Below are 15,289 nucleotides of genomic sequence, written 5' to 3'. Positions count from 1 at the left end.
CTTGCTCCGGTGTCGAGCGAATAGCGAGTAGCGAGTAGCGAGTAGCGGAAGAAGCACTTCATGACTTTTGTTGCAGGCTCCGGATCATCGAACGCAGCATTTTCCCGATTTCATCAGTTTGGCCAAGCAAGCTGGCGACCTCCGCTTCGACCATCAATCCCACCTCTCCACTCAGTATGAGATGGGTCTCCAACTCTTTCAGAGAGCCCTGCGCCGTGCGAAGAAATTGAATAAAGGCTCCTGTACTTTCTCTTCCGTGACCCTCTGCAACATTCGCTGCGATGGAAGCCGCCGAGCGTCGTATCTGAGAGGTCATCCCGTATGCTTCGCTGTTCGGAAAACCTTTCGTGGCCGAGTAGCAATTTACTGCCAACTTCAAGGCCGCCTTCCAAACGATCAGATCTCGGTAGGAATTGATTGCCGTCGTATTTCCCTCTTTTCCCTACTCGCTACTCGCTACTCGCTATTCGCTCGTCTCAATCATCCAGCACCCACGTATCCTTCGTCCCGCCGCCCTGCGAGGAGTTGACCACAAGGGAGCCTTCCTTCAGCGCAACCCGCGTCAGCCCTCCGGGCACAAGCTGGATGCGGTCGGAGACCAGCACGTAAGGCCGAAGATCGACATGGCGCGGCGACAGGCCCTTTTCGGTCAGGATCGGGCAGGTCGACAGCGCCAGCGTCGGCTGGGCGATATAGTTTGCCGGCTTCGCCTGCAGCTTCTTGGCGAACGCCTCACATTCCTTCTTGGTCGCCGCCGGGCCGACCAGCATGCCGTAACCGCCCGAGCCGTGGACTTCCTTGATCACGAGCTCGCTGATGTGCTCCAGCACATATTTCAGGCTGTCGGCCTCCGAGCAGCGCCAGGTCGGGATATTGCCGAGGATCGCCTTGCGCCCGGTGTAGAACTCGACAATCTCGGGCATGTAGGAATAGATCGCCTTGTCGTCGGCGATGCCGGTTCCCGGCGCGTTGGCGATCGTGATATTGCCGGCGCGGTAGACATCCATGATGCCCGGCACGCCGAGCGCGGAATCCGGCCGGAAGGTCAGCGGATCGAGGAAGGCATCGTCGACGCGCCGGTAGAGCACGTCGATCTGTTTGTAGCCTTCGGTGGTGCGCATCGTGACATGGCCGTCGACCACGCGCAGATCCTGTCCCTCGACCAGTTGCACGCCCATCTGGTCGGCAAGGAAGGCATGCTCGAAATAGGCGGAGTTATAGCTGCCCGGCGTCAGCACGGCGATGGTCGGCGCGCCCTTGGTGCTCTGCGGCCGCACCGCGGCGAGCGACTGGCGCAACAGCTGCGGATAGTTCTCGACCGGCTGCACCTTGATCTGCTGGAAGAGCTCCGGAAAGAGCTGCATCATCGTCTCGCGGTTCTCCAGCATGTAGGAGACGCCGGAAGGCGTGCGGGCATTGTCCTCCAACACATAGAATTCGTTCTCGCTGATGCGGACGATGTCGACGCCGATGATGTGGGTGTAGACGCCGGCCGGCGGCCTCACACCGATCATCTCGGGCAGGAAGGCCTCATTCTTCGCCACCAGCTCCTTGGGAACACGCCCCGCGCGCAGGATCTCCTGACGGTGGTAGATGTCGTCGAGAAAGGCATTGAGCGCCTGCACCCGCTGCTCGATGCCTTGCGTCAGCCGGCGCCATTCCTGGCCGGAAATGATGCGCGGAACGATGTCGAAGGGGATCAGCCGCTCGGAGGCCTCCTGTTCGCCATAGACGGCGAAGGTGATGCCCGTCTTGCGGAAGACACGCTCGGCGTCCTGCATTTTCTGGGTGAGCCTGGCCGGGTCCTGTTCCTTCAGCCAGCGATCGTAAGCCTGGTATGGTCTTCTCAATCCGGAGACTTCCGGAGCCATTTCGTCGAACGCTGCCAATCGCATACTCCCCTGTGAAACCATTTCACTGGCCCGGCTGGAGAAAATCAAGCGCAATCGATGATTTGGCGAGCGTCGGCGATCGTTATGTCGAAGTTGCCTAAGATTAAGGCAGAGCCGCCGGGCTGAGGTCAGGCGCTGCCTCGTGCCCGAGCAAGGCAGGCGCGGTCAGAATGCCCGGAAGGTGACGATGGTGAAGGTGTCCTTGATTCCGGGCAGAATCTGCACCCTCTCATTGACGAAGTGGCCGACGTCTTCCTCGTCATCGACATAGAATTTTGCGAGCAGGTCGTAATTGCCGGCGGTCGAATAGATCTCGGAGGCGATCTCGGCATCGGCGAGCGCGCTGGCGACCTCATAGGCCTTGCCCAGATCGCACTTTATCTGCACGAAAAATGCCTTCATTGCCGATCCTGTGAGCTTATACGCGAATAAGCGCCCTTTTGGCAGACTGCCGCCCCGCTTTCAAGCATCAGCCGGCGCCGGCCCTGGCGACCGCTTGCCGCAATTCGGCGGCCGGCATGCCGCTCCTGTCGAGGCTGCCGTCGATGATTGGCCCGGCGTGCCTCAAGTCACAAGCACCGACCAGACGTCGATGCGGGCAAGAATCTTCCGAAGCCGGTGAAACCACGGCAGGGCGGCCAGCGTATGTTAGACTGCGCCTTCACAACGTGAATTTTCGGGAGTCAGGCCATGCGCCGCGCTTTGTTCGCACTCGCTCTCGTTCCGATGCTTCTTGCATCCATAGCCTTTGCCGGCGACGCCGAGATCAAGGCGGCGCAGACGGTCATCGACAGCCAGCTCAAGGCCTTCCTCGCCGATGACGGCGCCACCGCCTACAGTTTCGCGGCACCGAACGTGAAGCGCATCTTCCCGACGGTCGACACCTTCATGAACATGGTGACCAACGGCTACGCGCCGGTGCGCAAGCCGCAAACCTATTCCTTCGGCAAGGTGGAGCAGACCGGGCCGGCCTCGATCATCCAGCAGGTGCTGATCGTCGGCCCCGACGGCAAGGACTATGAGGCGGTCTACACGCTGGAGCAGCAGCCCGACGGCAGCTTCAAGATCACCGGCTGCAGCCTGCGCGCCTCGACTTCGGTCAGCACGTGAGCCAGACAATCAGTAGCGCGCCCTGCCGCCAGACATGTCAAAGACCGCGCCGGTGTTGAAGCTGGCGGCATCGGAGCAGAGCCAGAGAACCAGCGCCGCGACCTCTTCCACCGCCCCAAGCCGCTTCAGCGGGCTGGCGCCGACCATGTCGCTGACGACCTCGTTTCCGAGTCGCCGGATAAGGTCCGTATCGATCGGACCGGGAGCGACGCAGTTGACGCGGATATCGGTGTCGCAGACCTCGCGCGACAAGGCCTTGGTGAAGGCAATGATGCCTCCGCTTGCGGCCGAATAGGCGGCGAGGTTCGGCAATCCTTCCTTGCCGGCGAGCGACCCCATATTGACGATGCGGCCGCGAGCGGCCTTGCGCATGACCGGCAGAACCTGATGCGTGACCTCGAATGTTCCGATGAGATTGACCCCGATGATGCGCTGCCACTCAGCGGGATCGAAGGCCTCGAAGCCAAGGTAGGGACCAAGATAGCCCGCGTTGTTGATGAGAATGTCGACCCCGCCTGTCGTGGCGACCACCTCGCTGAGAGCATTCCTTATGTCGCCCGCCCTGGTCACATCGACCGTCTGACTGCTGGTTCCGTCGACTGGCGCTGGATCGGCATCCCACACCCACACGTCGGCTCCTGACCGCGCCAACTGCGTAGCCACGGCCTTGCCGATGCCCCTCGAGCCGCCGGTCACGATCGCCGTCTTGCCGGCAAAGTCGTAGGTCACGGTCATGGCTGATCCCCGAGGGCGCAACTCTGCTCTCGGGCAGTCGGTCCGTCAATCGCGGGACGTCCGGCTAGATGGTTGAAATATCGCCCCTCGCCCAGCCATCTGAAATCTCCGCGGCGCGCGCCTCGAAGCCCCGCGCCTCGATCGCGGCTCGGATGTCCTGCATCAGCTTCTGATAGTAGGACAGGTTGTTCCAGGTGAGCAGCATTGCGCCGAGCGTCTCTTGCGAACGCACCAGATGATGCAGATAGGCGCGCGAATAGTCGCGCGCGGCGGGGCAGTCGCTCTCCTCGTCCAGCGGACGTGGATCGTCGGCGTGGCGGGCGTTGCGCAGGTTGATCTTGCCGCGGCGTGTATAGGCAAGGCCGTGTCGGCCGGCGCGCGTCGGCATCACGCAGTCGAACATGTCGATGCCGCGCGCCACCGACTTCAAGATGTCGTCCGGCGTGCCGACGCCCATCAGATAGCGCGGCCTGTCGTCCGGCAGTTCCGGGCAGGTGATCTCCAGCATCTCCAGCATCACCGCCTGCGGCTCGCCGACCGCCAGGCCGCCGACGGCATAGCCTTTGAGGTCCATCGCCTTCAGCGCCTGCGCCGAACGCACACGCATCGCGGCGCTGTCGCCGCCCTGGACGATGCCGAACATCGCTTTGCCCGGCTGGTCGCCGAACGCCGCCTTGCAGCGTTCGGCCCAGCGCAGCGACAATTCCATGGCGCGCTCGATCTCCTTCGGCTTGGCCGGGAGTGCGGTGCATTCGTCGAGCTGCATCTGGATGTCGGAATCGAGCAGCCCCTGGATCTCGATCGACCGCTCCGGCGACATCTCGTAGGGCGCGCCGTCGATATGCGAGCGGAAGGTGACGCCCTTTTCCGTCAGCTTCCTCAGCTTCGACAGCGACATGACCTGGAAGCCGCCGCTGTCGGTCAGGATCGGGTATGGCCAGCGCGCGAACTCATGCAACCCGCCGAGTTTCGCCACGCGCTCGGCGCCCGGCCGCAGCATCAGATGATAGGTGTTGCCGAGGATGACGTCGGCGCCGACGCCGCGTACCTGGTCCATATACATGGCCTTGACGGTGCCGCCGGTGCCGACCGGCATGAAGGCCGGCGTGCGGATTTCGCCGCGCGGCATGGAAATCTGGCCGCGCCGCGCCCTGCCGTCGGTAGCGATGAGCTTGAAGGAGAAAGCTGCAGCCATCGAATTCCTTGTGGTGGACGAGCGTGCCTGGTGTTTTTCGAGATCAGCGTCCATCGCTTGTCTCCCGGAAAAGTAGGCAGGAGTCCCCATAGGAGTAGAATCTGTAGCGGCTCGCGATGGCATGCGCATAGGCCGAACGCATCGTCTCCAGCCCACTGAAGGCCGAGACCAGCATGAACAGCGTCGAGCGCGGCAGATGGAAATTGGTCATCAGCATATCGGCTGTCTTGAAACGGTAGCCGGGCGTGATGAAGATATCGGTCGGCCCCGACCAGGCCTCGATCCTGCCGTCTTCGCGCGCGGCGCTTTCCAGGAGGCGCAGCGACGTCGTGCCGACGGCGACGATCCGCCCTCCCCGCACCCTTGCCGCATTGAGTGCGTCTGCCGTCTCGCGGCTCACCGAGCCGATTTCCGCATGCATCTTGTGATCGGCGGTATCGTCGGCCTTGACCGGCAGGAAGGTGCCGGCGCCGACGTGAAGCGTGACGAAGCGGCGCTCGACACCCCTGGCGTCAAGAGCGGTGAACAGCTCAGGCGTGAAATGCAGCCCCGCGGTGGGCGCGGCGACAGCGCCCTCTTCCCTGGCGTAGATGGTCTGATAGTCGCGGCGGTCGCGCTCGTCGTCGTCGCGTTTCGAGGCGATGTAGGGCGGCAGCGGAATATGGCCGACGGCGTGCAGCGCCTCGTCGAGAAACGGCCCTGAGAGGTCGAAGCCGAGCAGCGCTTCGCCCGCCTCGCCCTTCTCGATCACGGTCGCGTCGAGCCGACCGAGGAAGCAGGAATTCTGATCTTGGCCGAAATGGATGCGGTCGCCGACGGCGATGCGCTTTCCGGGCCGCATGAAGGCCCGCCAACGGTCCGGCGCCACCCGCATATGCAGCGTGGCCTCGACCTGCGCCATCGCCTCGCCGCGTTTGCGGATGCCTTTCAATTGCGCCGGGATGACCTTGGTGTCGTTGAACACCAGCACGTCGCCGTCCTCAAGCAGCGACGGCAGATCGCGCACGATCCGATCGTCCAGGCCTTGGCCGGGTCTGACGACCAGCATCCTGGCGCTGTCTCGCGGCTCCGCCGGACGAAGCGCGATGCGCGCCTCCGGCAGCTCGAAGTCGAACAGATCGACGCGCATCAGAACAGCCGGATGAGCAGCGCTCCGACCAGCAGCAACACGGCCCCGGCGACGCGGCCAAGCGAGATCTCGCGCACGGCTACGCCGAGGAAACCGGCGCGGTCGACCAGCATGCCGGCGATCAGCTGGCCGGCGACCAGGAAGGCCATCAGCGCGGCGGCGCCGATGCGCGGCGTGAGGATGGTGGAGAGCGTGACATAGAAGCCACCGAGCATGCCGCCGGCAACGAACAGCCACGGCGCCGGCGCCTTCCAGTCGAGCGAAATGCCCTGCAGCCTCACCACGGCGACCGCGATGATGCCGAGCACGATAGCGCCGGACAGGAAGGAAAACGCGGCGGCCGCGACCGGAAGGCCGAGGCCGCGCGCCAGTTGCGAGTTGATCGGCGCCTGGATGGCGATGAAGGCGCCAGACAGGATGCCGAGCAACGACCAGACTGCGCCCATCACCTTTATGCCCTTACTTGACGTCGGCCGCGACCTTCAGCGACACGATCTTGTCGGGGTCCTGCACCGGCTCGCCGCGCTTGATCTTGTCGACATTCTCCATGCCCTCGATCACCTGGCCCCATACCGTATACTGGCGGTTGAGGAAGGAGGCGTCGTCGAAGCAGATGAAGAACTGCGAGTTCGCAGAATTCGGGTTCTGCGCGCGCGCCATCGAGCAGGTGCCGCGGCCGTGATTGGCGTTGGAGAATTCGGCCTTCAGGTCCGGCTTGTCGGAGCCGCCCATGCCGGCGCGAGACGGGGCAAAGGAGGGCTTCGAGGAATTGCCGAATTTGACGTCGCCGGTCTGCGCCATGAAGCCGTCGATGACGCGGTGGAACACCACGCCGTCATAGGCGCCCTCGCGCGCCAGTTCCTTGATGCGGGCGACGTGACCGGGCGCCAGGTCGGGATACATTTCGATGACGACGTTGCCCTTCGTCGTTTCCATGATGAGCGCGTTCTCGCGGTCCTTGATCTCAGCCATGTCAGAAAATCCTTTTAAAATTGAGTGAGTTACTTACCATCGGCAGCGATGCGAACCTTGATCATGCGATCGGGGTCGGTGACCGTGCCGTTGTCCGCCTCGTCGCCCTTCTTTATCTTGTCCACCAGATCCATGCCGCTCTCCACCTTGCCGACGATAGTGTACTGGCCGTCGAGGTTCGGCGCCGGCGCGAACATGATGAAGAACTGGGAATTGGCCGAATTCGGATCCTGCGAGCGGGCCATGCCGACCACGCCGCGCGTGAATTGTTCGGTCTGGGAGAACTCGGCCGGCAGGTCGGGAAGATCGGAACCGCCGGTGCCGACGGCCTCGGGGTTGAAACCCTTCTCCATGTTGCCGAACTTGACGTCGCCGGTCTGCGCCATGAAGCCGTCGATGACGCGGTGGAAGGCGACGTTGTCATAGGCGCCCTCGCGCACCAGCTTCTTGATCTGCGCGACATGCTTGGGCGCGATATCCGGACGCAGCGCGATAGTCACGTCGCCGTCCTTCAGCGTGATGATCATGGTATTTTCCTTGTCGGCGGCCAAGGCCGGCAGGGATGCGGCGAAAAGGCCGGCAAGCACGACAAGGAACGAAGCGAGCTTCTTCAGCTTCATGGTGTTCTCCGAAAGTCTTTGTTTGGGTGCATGTCGTTGACCCAAAACCGGAATCCACTTTTGGGCGACATGCGCTATTTCGCGAATTTGGCGGTGAGCGCGCCGGCGACGGCCGCCGGCACGAACGGGCGGATGTCGCCGCCCATCGACGCAATCTGGCGGACAAGTGTGGCGGTAATGGTGCGCACCGAGGGGCTCGCCGGCAGGAAAACCGTCTGCAGGTCCGGCGCCATCGTCTCGTTCATGCCGGCCATCTGCATCTCGTAGTCGAGATCGGTGCCGTCGCGCAGACCGCGGATGATGATCGAGGCGCCATGCTTCCTGGTGGCGTCGACGACCAGACCATCGAAGGCAACCACCTTGATGCGGGCGCTATCGCGGCCGAACTCCGCCTTGGTCGCGGCCTCGATCAGCGCCACGCGTTCGTCGAAGGAAAACAGCGGCGCCTTGCCTGGGTGGACGCCGATCGCCGCGTAGACGGTGTCGGCCACGGCAAGCGACGCCTTCAAGACGTCGAGATGGCCGTTGGTCAGCGGGTCGAAGGAGCCTGCGTAAAGGGCGGTGCGTACGGTCATGGCAGGCTTCTAGCGAGCCTCTCAAACAAAGGCAAATCCCATTGATGTGCCGGTCGTGAACCTTTTCACGGACGTGAACGACAGATGAATGCGACGATCACGAACGCTTCACGCAGCGTTCACTAGGTTGCCGCTTCAGGAGATGAAACCAAAACACCATCTTATCGTTACAAGAGCAGGAGAACACGAAAATGCTGATCTACATGCTTGCCACCGCAATGACTATCGGGATGCTGATCGCAACCGCATTCGGGCTGCATCAGGAAGCCGCGCGGGTGCGCGTCAAGGCCAACACCAAGCGTCTCGATGGGTTCGTCGCCCGTAACGTTTACCGCCGCTTCTGATTTCCAGCCATGATCGCACCGGCCCCACGGGCCGGTGGCGCGTAGCCAAAAGCCTATTCGGGATTTCCCTCGCCCGCATCTTCTGTGGCGCCGACCTCGCCCGAAGGCGCTTCTTCGGCTTCCTCGTCAGCCTGCGGCTCCGAAATCCGCTCCACCGAAACCACTTTCTCGCCTTCTGCCGTGTTGAAGATGGTCACGCCCTTGGTGGCGCGGCTGGCGAAGCGTATGCCCTCCACTGGCACGCGAATGACGGTGCCGCCGTCCGAAACCAGCATGATCTGATCGTCGTTGCCGATCGGGAAAGTCGCGACAAGGCGCCCGATCTCGGCCACTTTCGAGACATCGGTGGCGCGAATGCCCTTGCCGCCACGGCCTGTCAGGCGGAAATCGTAGGACGACGAACGCTTGCCGTAACCATATTCGGTCACCGTCAGCACAAGCTGCTCATGCACCTTGAGGAATTCGTAGCGCTCGTCGGAAAGCTCGGCTTCCTCGCCGATCTCCTCATTGGTCAGCGCAATCTCTTCCTCCTCGCCGACAGCACCGACGGCAAGCCGCCGCTCGGCGGCAGCGCGCTTCAGATAAGCGGCGCGCTCGGCAGGCGATGCGTCGACATGCTCGATGATGGACATCGAGATCACGCGGTCCGTCTCGGCCATGGCGATGCCGCGAACGCCGACGGAGTTGCGGCTCTGAAAGACGCGCACGTCGCCGACCGGGAAGCGGATGCACTGGCCGGAATTGGCCGTCAGAAGCACGTCGTCGTTGTCGGTGCAGGTCTCGACGCCGAGGATCTCGTCGCCCTCTTCCTCCAGCTTCATCGCGATCTTGCCGTTGCGGTTGACCTGGACGAAGTCGGACAGCTTGTTGCGGCGCACCGTGCCGCGCGTGGTGGCGAACATCACGTCGAGCTCGCCCCAGCTTGCCTCATCCTCCGGCAGCGGCATGATGGTGGTGATGCGCTCGCCCTGCTCGAGCGGCAGCATGTTGATCAGCGCCTTGCCTCGCGATTGCGGGTTGCCGACCGGAAGACGCCACACCTTTTCCTTGTAGACGATGCCGCGCGAGGAGAAGAACAGCACCGGCGTGTGCGTATTGGCCACGAACAGCCGGGTGACGAAATCCTCTTCCTTGGTCGACATGCCGGAGCGGCCCTTGCCGCCGCGGCGCTGCGCCCGGTAGAGCGACAGAGGCACGCGCTTGATGTAGCCGGAATGGCTCACCGTCACCACCATGTCCTCGCGCTGGATCAGGTCCTCGTCTTCCATGTCCGCCCCGCCCTCGGCGAGCTCGGTGCGGCGCGGCGTGCCGAACTCGTCGCGGACGGCGATGAGCTCGTCCTTGACGATCTGCTGGATGCGCGCGCGGGAAGATAAAATGTCAAGATAATCAACGATTTCGGCGCCGATCTTGTTCAGCTCGTCGGCGATCTCGTCGCGGCCGAGCGCGGTCAGGCGCTGCAGCCGCAGATCCAGGATGGCGCGCGCCTGTTCTTCGGAGAGATTGTAGGTGCCGTCTTCGTTGATGCGGTGGCGCGGATCGTCGATCAGCTTGATCAGCGGAGCGACGTCGTGGGACGGCCAGCGCCGTTCCATCAACTGCTCGCGCGCCGTCTGTGGATCGGGCGCAGTGCGGATCAGCTTGATCACTTCGTCGATGTTGGCGACGGCGATGGCGAGACCGACGAGCACATGGGCGCGCTCGCGCGCCTTGCGCAAAAGGTATTTCGTGCGGCGGCTGATCACCTCCTCGCGGAAGCCGACGAAGGCCTTCAGCATGTCGATCAGCGTCAGCACTTCCGGCTTGCCGCCGTTCAGCGCCACCATGTTGGCGCCGAACGACGTTTGCAGGGGCGTGAAGCGGTAAAGCTGGTTGAGAATGACGTCGGCGACGGCCTCGCGCTTCAACTCGACGACGACGCGGTAGCCCTGGCGGTCGCTCTCGTCGCGGATGTCGGAGATGCCCTCGATGCGCTTCTCGCGCACCAGTTCGGCCATCTTCTCGATCATCGCCGCCTTGTTCACCTGATAGGGAACCTCGGTGATGACGATCGATTCACGGTCGTTGCCGCGCGCCTCGATATTGACGCGGCCGCGCATGACGATCGAGCCGCGCCCCGTCGAATAGGCGCTGTAGATGCCGGAACGGCCAAGCACGATGCCGCCGGTCGGGAAATCCGGACCGGGCACGATCTCCATCAGCGACGGCAGGTCGATGGCGGGGTTGTCGATGATGGCGATGGCGCCGTTGCAGACCTCGGCCAGGTTGTGCGGCGGGATGTTGGTGGCCATGCCGACGGCGATGCCGCCCGAGCCGTTGACCAGAAGGTTCGGGAAGCGCGCCGGCAGCACTTTCGGCTCGCTGCCGGAAGCGTCGTAAGTATCCTGGAAATCGACGGTTTCCTTGTCGATGTCCTCCAGCAGCTCATGCGCGACCTTGGTCAGCCTCGACTCAGTGTAGCGCATCGCCGCCGGCGGATCGCCGTCGATCGAGCCGAAATTGCCTTGACCGTCGATCAGCGGCACGCGCAGCGACCAGTCCTGCGCCATGCGAACCAGCGCGTCGTATATCGAGGCGTCGCCATGCGGATGGTATTTACCCATCACGTCGGCGACCGGACGCGCCGACTTCACATATTTGCGGTTCCAGTGATAGCCGCTCTCATGCGAGGCATAGAGGATGCGCCGATGCACCGGCTTCAGGCCATCGCGTACGTCGGGCAGCGCGCGGCTGACGATCACGCTCATGGCGTAATCGAGATAGGAGCGCTGCATCTCCTCGATGATCGAAATCGGCTCGATGCCGATGGGGCCGCCCTCCGGCCCGCGCGGTGTCTTCTGGTCGGTCAAATCAGGTCACAATCCTGTCGGGAATCACTCACCGCTTATATAGGATGCCGGGCTGAAACTCCAATGGCGGCGACACTTTTCCAGAGACAATTTTGGTGGTAATTTCAAAAGGATACCGTTGATTGCGACGATATGGCCAAGGTCGATTTCGCCGCCACAGGGGCAAGGTCGGCCATGGATCGTCACCCTCGGGCGGAAACTGCAAATGCAATGAATTGGATCTCATGGCTGCCTCTGCGGGCGCTCAGCGGCTGGACGGCAAAGGACCTCAACGGCGACCTGGCCGCCGGTTTCACGCTGGCGGCGATCGCCATTCCCGAACAGATGGCGACGGCCAGGCTCGGAGGCTTCCAGCCGGGGATCGGGTTCTTCGCCTTCGTCGCCGGATCCGTGGCCTTTGCGTTCTTCGGCGCCAATCGCCATCTTTCGGTCGGGGCGGATTCGACGATCACGCCGCTTTTCGCCGGCGGCCTCGCACTGATCGCGGCATCCGGCTCGCCGCATTATCTGGCGCTGGCGGCCATGCTGGCGCTGATGGTCGGGCTACTGGTGGCGTTCAGCGGCATCTTCCGTCTTGGTTGGATCGCCGATCTCCTTTCGGTGCCGGTGACGACCGGTTTTCTCGCCGGCATTTCCGTCCATATCATCGTCTCGCAATTGCCCGGACTCCTCGGCCTGCCGCCGGAAACCGGCGAGACGCTGCGGCGCATCGGCGATATCGCCGCCAATCTCCGCCTCGCCAATCCGTGGAGCCTGGCGCTCGGGCTCGGCGTGTTTGCGATCGTTTTCATTGCCGCGCGCATCAGCGCCCGCATCCCCGCGGCCCTGATCGGGATGATGCTGGCCACACTCGCCGTCACTATCTTCGATTTGCAGAACCGGGGCGTCGAAGTGCTCGGCGCCTTGCCGAACAGGTTGCCGACGCCCGAAATGCCGACCGTCGACTTCCGGGATGCGCAGGCCCTTGTCCCGCTCGCGCTGCTGATCGCCATCGTCGTCATGGTGCAGACGGCGGCCACCAGCCGATCCTTCGCGCCGCAGGATGGCGAAGCGCCCGATGTCAACCGTGACTTTGTCGGCGTTGGCGCGGGCAGCATTGTGGCCGGCCTGTTCGGTGCCTTTGCCGTCAACTCCAGTCCTCCGCGCACGGCCATCGCCGCCCAGACCGGAGGTCGCTCGCAGCTGTCCGGCCTGATTGCCGCGACCATCGTGCTGGCGCTCAGCACCTTTGGCGGAAGCCTGCTTGCCAACGTGCCGCAGGCAGCCCTTGCCGGCGTGCTGATGTTCGTCGCCCAGCATATCCTACGCTGGCAGGTGTTCGCCGCCGTCTATCGCCAAGCGCCGTTCGAGTTCGCGCTGATCCTGATCACCATGGTCGCGATCGTCGTCCTGCCGATCGAGACCGGCGTGGCGATCGGCATCGGCCTGTCGCTGCTGCACGGCATCTGGGGCTCCACGCGCACTGAGCCAATTGAGCTGGCGCAGGTGCCGGGCACGTCGGTCTGGTGGCCGCCAAGCGGTCCCAGCGCGGGTGAGCAGCGTCCCGGCGTGCTGGTGGCTGCATTCCAGGCGCCGCTTTCTTTCGTCAACGCAGACCGTTTCAAGCGCGGCCTGCGCGATCTGGTCGACGCCAGAAGCGATGAGGTGAAATTAGTGGTGCTGGAGGCCAGCAACATCGTCGAGATCGACTACACCGCCGCCCAGGCGCTGATCGACGTCATCCGCCATTGCCGCGACAAAGGCGCCGTCTTTGCCGTCGCGCGCATGGAATCGCTCCGCGCCCAGGAGGCGCTGAGACGGTTCGGGGTCGCCGACCTGGTCGGCACGCAGCGGATATTCCAAAGCGTCGACGCCGCCATCAAATCGCTTGGCCCGGGACAAACTCAACAGCAGGACGAAGCGCAATGATAAGCCCACGCGAACCCATCGTTACACCTATCGCCGTCAACCCGGTCGGCTGGAACGGCGGGCGCGATAGGCGCCGGGAGCCTCGCCCATCTCGCGCTTGAACCGGCGGTTGAAGGTCGACAGATCGTTGAAGCCGGCATCCAAAGCGATCGTCGAGATCGCCTCGTCCGACGCGCGCAATTGCACCGCGGCGCGGTGCAGCCTGGTCCGCAGCAGGAACTGGTAGGGCGTCATGCCGGCCACATGCCGGAACGTGCGCAGGAAATGATACGGGCTGGTCGCAGTGCCGTCGGCAAGTTCGGTGAGCGAGAGCGGCCGGTCGGCGTTGAGCTCGATCAGGCGCACCGCCTCGGCAACGCGTTTCTGGTCGCGCCGGCTGGGTGTCGGCGCGACCTTGGGAGAGCCGGCTGCAGCCGCGACCACGGCGCCGGCAATGTTGAGCCCGAGCTCTTCGAATGCCTCGGCATCGCCCGTTTCCCGCGCAGCCTCCGCTTGCGCCAGCAATGATGCCAGCGCCGTCAAGGGCGGCAGGCTTGGACCGTCGAAGCCAAGCCGCTCCGCGCCCGGCACGTCGGCGACGACGCGCTCCATATACGTCGGAGAAAAATGGAAGGAGAGGCAGCGGTCGCCCGCGCCATGCTCGTGGCCGCATTCGTAGCAGGCGCCGGGATTGCCGAGCAGGATGGCGCCGGGAGCAAGCATCGCCGTGCCCTGGCGCGTGCGATAGCGGAAGGTGCCACTGGTCACAGCGGCGAGGCAGAAACTGCGATGCTGTTCCTCGAACGGCCTGTCGCCGGCGCGTGCCGTGCAGATCACGTCGCACACCTGCCAGCCGGGCCCAGAGCCGAGGTTTTTGTCAGTCGTCGCCATTACCGAAAGATAGCAATTTTTCCCAAGCGCAGAACCCTGCCGGCCCCTATTGCTGGTCCTCTCCTGACAAACGAGGCAGCAGCCATGACCGATCCTTTTGCCGAAGCCCTGCACAGCGACGGGCCCAATCCGGATCTTGCCGAAAAGCTGAAACTCTACGGCCGCTTCATCGGCGCCTGGACCTTCGACGCCACGCGCATTTTGGAGGACGGCACCAAGCTTGCCGGGCGCGGCGAGGTGCATTTCGGCTGGGTCCTGGAAGGCAAAGCGGTTCAGGACGTCTGGATCCTGCCCGCGCGGGATGCCGGTCCTTCGCCGTCGCTTGGGCCGTGGACCTTCTATGGCACGACGCTGCGCGTCTACGACCTTGGCATCGACGCCTGGCACATTTTCTGGAGCGATCCGCGCAACCAGTATTACAGCCGTCAGCTCGCTCGCGCCGAAAGCGACACGATCGTGCAGGTCGGCGCCGATGGCACCGGTGCATCGGTGCGCTGGAGCTTTTCGCGCATCACAGAAAATTCGTTCCGTTGGCTGGGCGAGCGCTCGCATGACGGCGGCGCGACCTGGCGCATCGAGGTGGAGTTTCTGGCCCGCCGATCGACTCCAACCTGAGCCATCAACCGCCTGTAATCATGGAGAAAACAATGCTCGACCATGTCTCGATCGGTGTCCGCGACGCCGATGCCTCGAAACGCTTCTACGACGCCGCGCTGCAGCCGCTCGGCTATTCTTGCCTCAGCCAGTCCCCCGGCTCGCTCGGCTACGGCGCTGAAGTTGTCCAGCTCTGGGTCAACGACGCCGGCCGGCCGGTGCCGGCAGACACGGACTCGGGCCTGCACTTCTGCTTTTCGGCACCGACACGCGCCGGCGTCGATGCGTTCCATGCAGCAGCGCTGCGAGCGGGCGGCAAGGACAATGGCCAGCCCGGGCTCCGCGCGGCCTATGGCGATAACTACTACGCGGCGTTCGTCATCGACCCTGACGGCTACCGCCTGGAGGCCTATTGCGGCAAAGCCGAATAGCCGGCTGATTTCCCTTCCGCCTGTTTCCAGCGCCCCGGCTTTGCTCTACCAATTGAAGCGCTTGG

17 protein-coding genes are annotated in these 15,289 nt (G+C 63.7%); 5 read left to right on the top strand and 12 right to left on the bottom strand.

Features of this window, described 5'->3' with window-relative positions; translation table 11 throughout:
* Window positions 1-58 precede the first annotated feature (58 nt).
* From EJ070_RS25490 to EJ070_RS25480, 3 genes are all read right to left on the bottom strand, one after another.
* On the bottom strand, window positions 59-418 hold the full coding sequence (locus tag EJ070_RS25490; protein ID WP_126093830.1) for a four helix bundle protein: 360 nt from the start codon (window positions 416-418) through the stop codon (window positions 59-61).
* Window positions 419-476: 58 nt separating this feature from the next.
* Window positions 477-1,895 carry a circularly permuted type 2 ATP-grasp protein gene (locus tag EJ070_RS25485; protein ID WP_126093829.1) on the bottom strand — a complete coding sequence of 473 codons (1,419 nt, stop codon included), beginning with the start codon at window positions 1,893-1,895 and terminating at the stop codon, window positions 477-479.
* Window positions 1,896-2,057: 162 nt separating this feature from the next.
* Complete coding sequence (locus tag EJ070_RS25480; RefSeq protein ID WP_027166286.1) at window positions 2,058-2,294, bottom strand: Lrp/AsnC family transcriptional regulator; 237 nt, start codon at window positions 2,292-2,294, stop codon at window positions 2,058-2,060.
* Window positions 2,295-2,582: 288 nt separating this feature from the next.
* Between EJ070_RS25480 and EJ070_RS25475 the strand changes: the two genes are divergently transcribed.
* Window positions 2,583-3,002 (top strand): DUF4864 domain-containing protein, encoded by a 420-nt coding sequence (locus EJ070_RS25475; protein WP_126093828.1) that lies wholly within the window; start codon window positions 2,583-2,585, stop codon window positions 3,000-3,002.
* 9 nt (window positions 3,003-3,011) lie between these two features.
* Here the strand turns inward: EJ070_RS25475 and EJ070_RS25470 are convergent, their stop codons facing one another.
* The 7 genes from EJ070_RS25470 to coaD all read right to left on the bottom strand — a co-directional run bounded on the left by EJ070_RS25470 (window position 3,012) and on the right by coaD (window position 8,228).
* On the bottom strand, window positions 3,012-3,737 hold the full coding sequence (locus EJ070_RS25470) for an SDR family NAD(P)-dependent oxidoreductase (protein ID WP_126093827.1): 726 nt from the start codon (window positions 3,735-3,737) through the stop codon (window positions 3,012-3,014).
* Window positions 3,738-3,801: 64 nt separating this feature from the next.
* A complete protein-coding gene (gene tgt, locus EJ070_RS25465; protein WP_126095903.1) occupies window positions 3,802-4,932 on the bottom strand; it encodes a tRNA guanosine(34) transglycosylase Tgt in 1,131 nt (376 codons plus the stop codon).
* A gap of 43 nt (window positions 4,933-4,975) precedes the next feature.
* Window positions 4,976-6,061, bottom strand: a complete 1,086-nt coding sequence (gene queA, locus EJ070_RS25460; protein WP_126093826.1) for a tRNA preQ1(34) S-adenosylmethionine ribosyltransferase-isomerase QueA — start codon at window positions 6,059-6,061, stop codon at window positions 4,976-4,978.
* The gene (locus EJ070_RS25455) at window positions 6,061-6,510 is read right to left on the bottom strand and encodes a DMT family transporter (protein ID WP_126093825.1); all 450 of its coding nucleotides are present in this window, start codon (window positions 6,508-6,510) and stop codon (window positions 6,061-6,063) included. The genes queA and EJ070_RS25455 overlap by 1 nt, the downstream gene beginning before the upstream one ends.
* A 10-nt stretch (window positions 6,511-6,520) precedes the next feature.
* A complete protein-coding gene (locus EJ070_RS25450) occupies window positions 6,521-7,033 on the bottom strand; it encodes a peptidylprolyl isomerase (RefSeq protein ID WP_126093824.1) in 513 nt (170 codons plus the stop codon).
* A 29-nt stretch (window positions 7,034-7,062) separates the two neighbouring features.
* Entirely contained in the window at window positions 7,063-7,560 is a 498-nt protein-coding gene (locus tag EJ070_RS25445; RefSeq protein ID WP_245464964.1) for a peptidylprolyl isomerase, read from the bottom strand.
* 167 nt (window positions 7,561-7,727) lie between these two features.
* The gene (coaD, locus tag EJ070_RS25440) at window positions 7,728-8,228 is read right to left on the bottom strand and encodes a pantetheine-phosphate adenylyltransferase (protein WP_126093822.1); all 501 of its coding nucleotides are present in this window, start codon (window positions 8,226-8,228) and stop codon (window positions 7,728-7,730) included.
* Window positions 8,229-8,419: 191 nt separating this feature from the next.
* Here coaD and EJ070_RS25435 point away from each other — a divergent pair, with 191 nt between their 5' ends.
* Window positions 8,420-8,572, top strand: a complete 153-nt coding sequence (locus EJ070_RS25435) for a hypothetical protein (RefSeq protein WP_126093821.1) — start codon at window positions 8,420-8,422, stop codon at window positions 8,570-8,572.
* Window positions 8,573-8,625: 53 nt separating this feature from the next.
* Here EJ070_RS25435 and gyrA read toward each other — a convergent pair whose 3' ends face one another.
* Window positions 8,626-11,421, bottom strand: a complete 2,796-nt coding sequence (gene gyrA / locus EJ070_RS25430; protein ID WP_126093820.1) for a DNA gyrase subunit A — start codon at window positions 11,419-11,421, stop codon at window positions 8,626-8,628.
* 210 nt (window positions 11,422-11,631) lie between these two features.
* On the opposite strand from gyrA, the gene EJ070_RS25425 reads away from it, so the two are divergent.
* On the top strand, window positions 11,632-13,329 hold the full coding sequence (locus EJ070_RS25425; protein WP_245464672.1) for a SulP family inorganic anion transporter: 1,698 nt from the start codon (window positions 11,632-11,634) through the stop codon (window positions 13,327-13,329).
* A gap of 36 nt (window positions 13,330-13,365) precedes the next feature.
* Here the strand turns inward: EJ070_RS25425 and EJ070_RS25420 are convergent, their stop codons facing one another.
* Window positions 13,366-14,199 (bottom strand): AraC family transcriptional regulator, encoded by an 834-nt coding sequence (locus tag EJ070_RS25420; protein WP_126093818.1) that lies wholly within the window; start codon window positions 14,197-14,199, stop codon window positions 13,366-13,368.
* Between the two features lie 84 nt (window positions 14,200-14,283).
* Here EJ070_RS25420 and EJ070_RS25415 point away from each other — a divergent pair, with 84 nt between their 5' ends.
* On the top strand, window positions 14,284-14,814 hold the full coding sequence (locus tag EJ070_RS25415; RefSeq protein WP_126093817.1) for a hypothetical protein: 531 nt from the start codon (window positions 14,284-14,286) through the stop codon (window positions 14,812-14,814).
* Window positions 14,815-14,846: 32 nt separating this feature from the next.
* The gene (locus EJ070_RS25410) at window positions 14,847-15,224 is read left to right on the top strand and encodes a VOC family protein (RefSeq protein WP_126093816.1); all 378 of its coding nucleotides are present in this window, start codon (window positions 14,847-14,849) and stop codon (window positions 15,222-15,224) included.
* Window positions 15,225-15,289 lie beyond the last annotated feature (65 nt).

Origin of the sequence: Mesorhizobium sp. M1E.F.Ca.ET.045.02.1.1, assembly GCF_003952485.1 — a bacterium.
GTDB lineage: Bacteria > Pseudomonadota > Alphaproteobacteria > Rhizobiales > Rhizobiaceae > Mesorhizobium.
The sequence above is the reverse complement of the archived record's forward strand: the minus strand, read 5'-3'. Positions and strand labels throughout refer to the sequence as shown.

Coding starts and splice junctions, on each gene's coding strand:
- EJ070_RS25485 (WP_126093829.1), bottom strand. CDS start 1,895: ATGCGATTGGCAGCGTTCGACGAAATGGCTCCGGAAGTCTCCGGATTG.
- EJ070_RS25480 (WP_027166286.1), bottom strand. CDS start 2,294: ATGAAGGCATTTTTCGTGCAGATAAAGTGCGATCTGGGCAAGGCCTAT.
- EJ070_RS25475 (WP_126093828.1), top strand. CDS start 2,583: ATGCGCCGCGCTTTGTTCGCACTCGCTCTCGTTCCGATGCTTCTTGCA.
- EJ070_RS25470 (WP_126093827.1), bottom strand. CDS start 3,737: ATGACCGTGACCTACGACTTTGCCGGCAAGACGGCGATCGTGACCGGC.
- tgt (WP_126095903.1), bottom strand. CDS start 4,932: ATGGCTGCAGCTTTCTCCTTCAAGCTCATCGCTACCGACGGCAGGGCG.
- queA (WP_126093826.1), bottom strand. CDS start 6,061: ATGCGCGTCGATCTGTTCGACTTCGAGCTGCCGGAGGCGCGCATCGCG.
- EJ070_RS25450 (WP_126093824.1), bottom strand. CDS start 7,033: ATGGCTGAGATCAAGGACCGCGAGAACGCGCTCATCATGGAAACGACG.
- EJ070_RS25445 (WP_245464964.1), bottom strand. CDS start 7,560: ATGATCATCACGCTGAAGGACGGCGACGTGACTATCGCGCTGCGTCCG.
- coaD (WP_126093822.1), bottom strand. CDS start 8,228: ATGACCGTACGCACCGCCCTTTACGCAGGCTCCTTCGACCCGCTGACC.
- EJ070_RS25435 (WP_126093821.1), top strand. CDS start 8,420: ATGCTGATCTACATGCTTGCCACCGCAATGACTATCGGGATGCTGATC.
- EJ070_RS25425 (WP_245464672.1), top strand. CDS start 11,632: ATGAATTGGATCTCATGGCTGCCTCTGCGGGCGCTCAGCGGCTGGACG.
- EJ070_RS25420 (WP_126093818.1), bottom strand. CDS start 14,199: ATGGCGACGACTGACAAAAACCTCGGCTCTGGGCCCGGCTGGCAGGTG.
- EJ070_RS25415 (WP_126093817.1), top strand. CDS start 14,284: ATGACCGATCCTTTTGCCGAAGCCCTGCACAGCGACGGGCCCAATCCG.
- EJ070_RS25410 (WP_126093816.1), top strand. CDS start 14,847: ATGCTCGACCATGTCTCGATCGGTGTCCGCGACGCCGATGCCTCGAAA.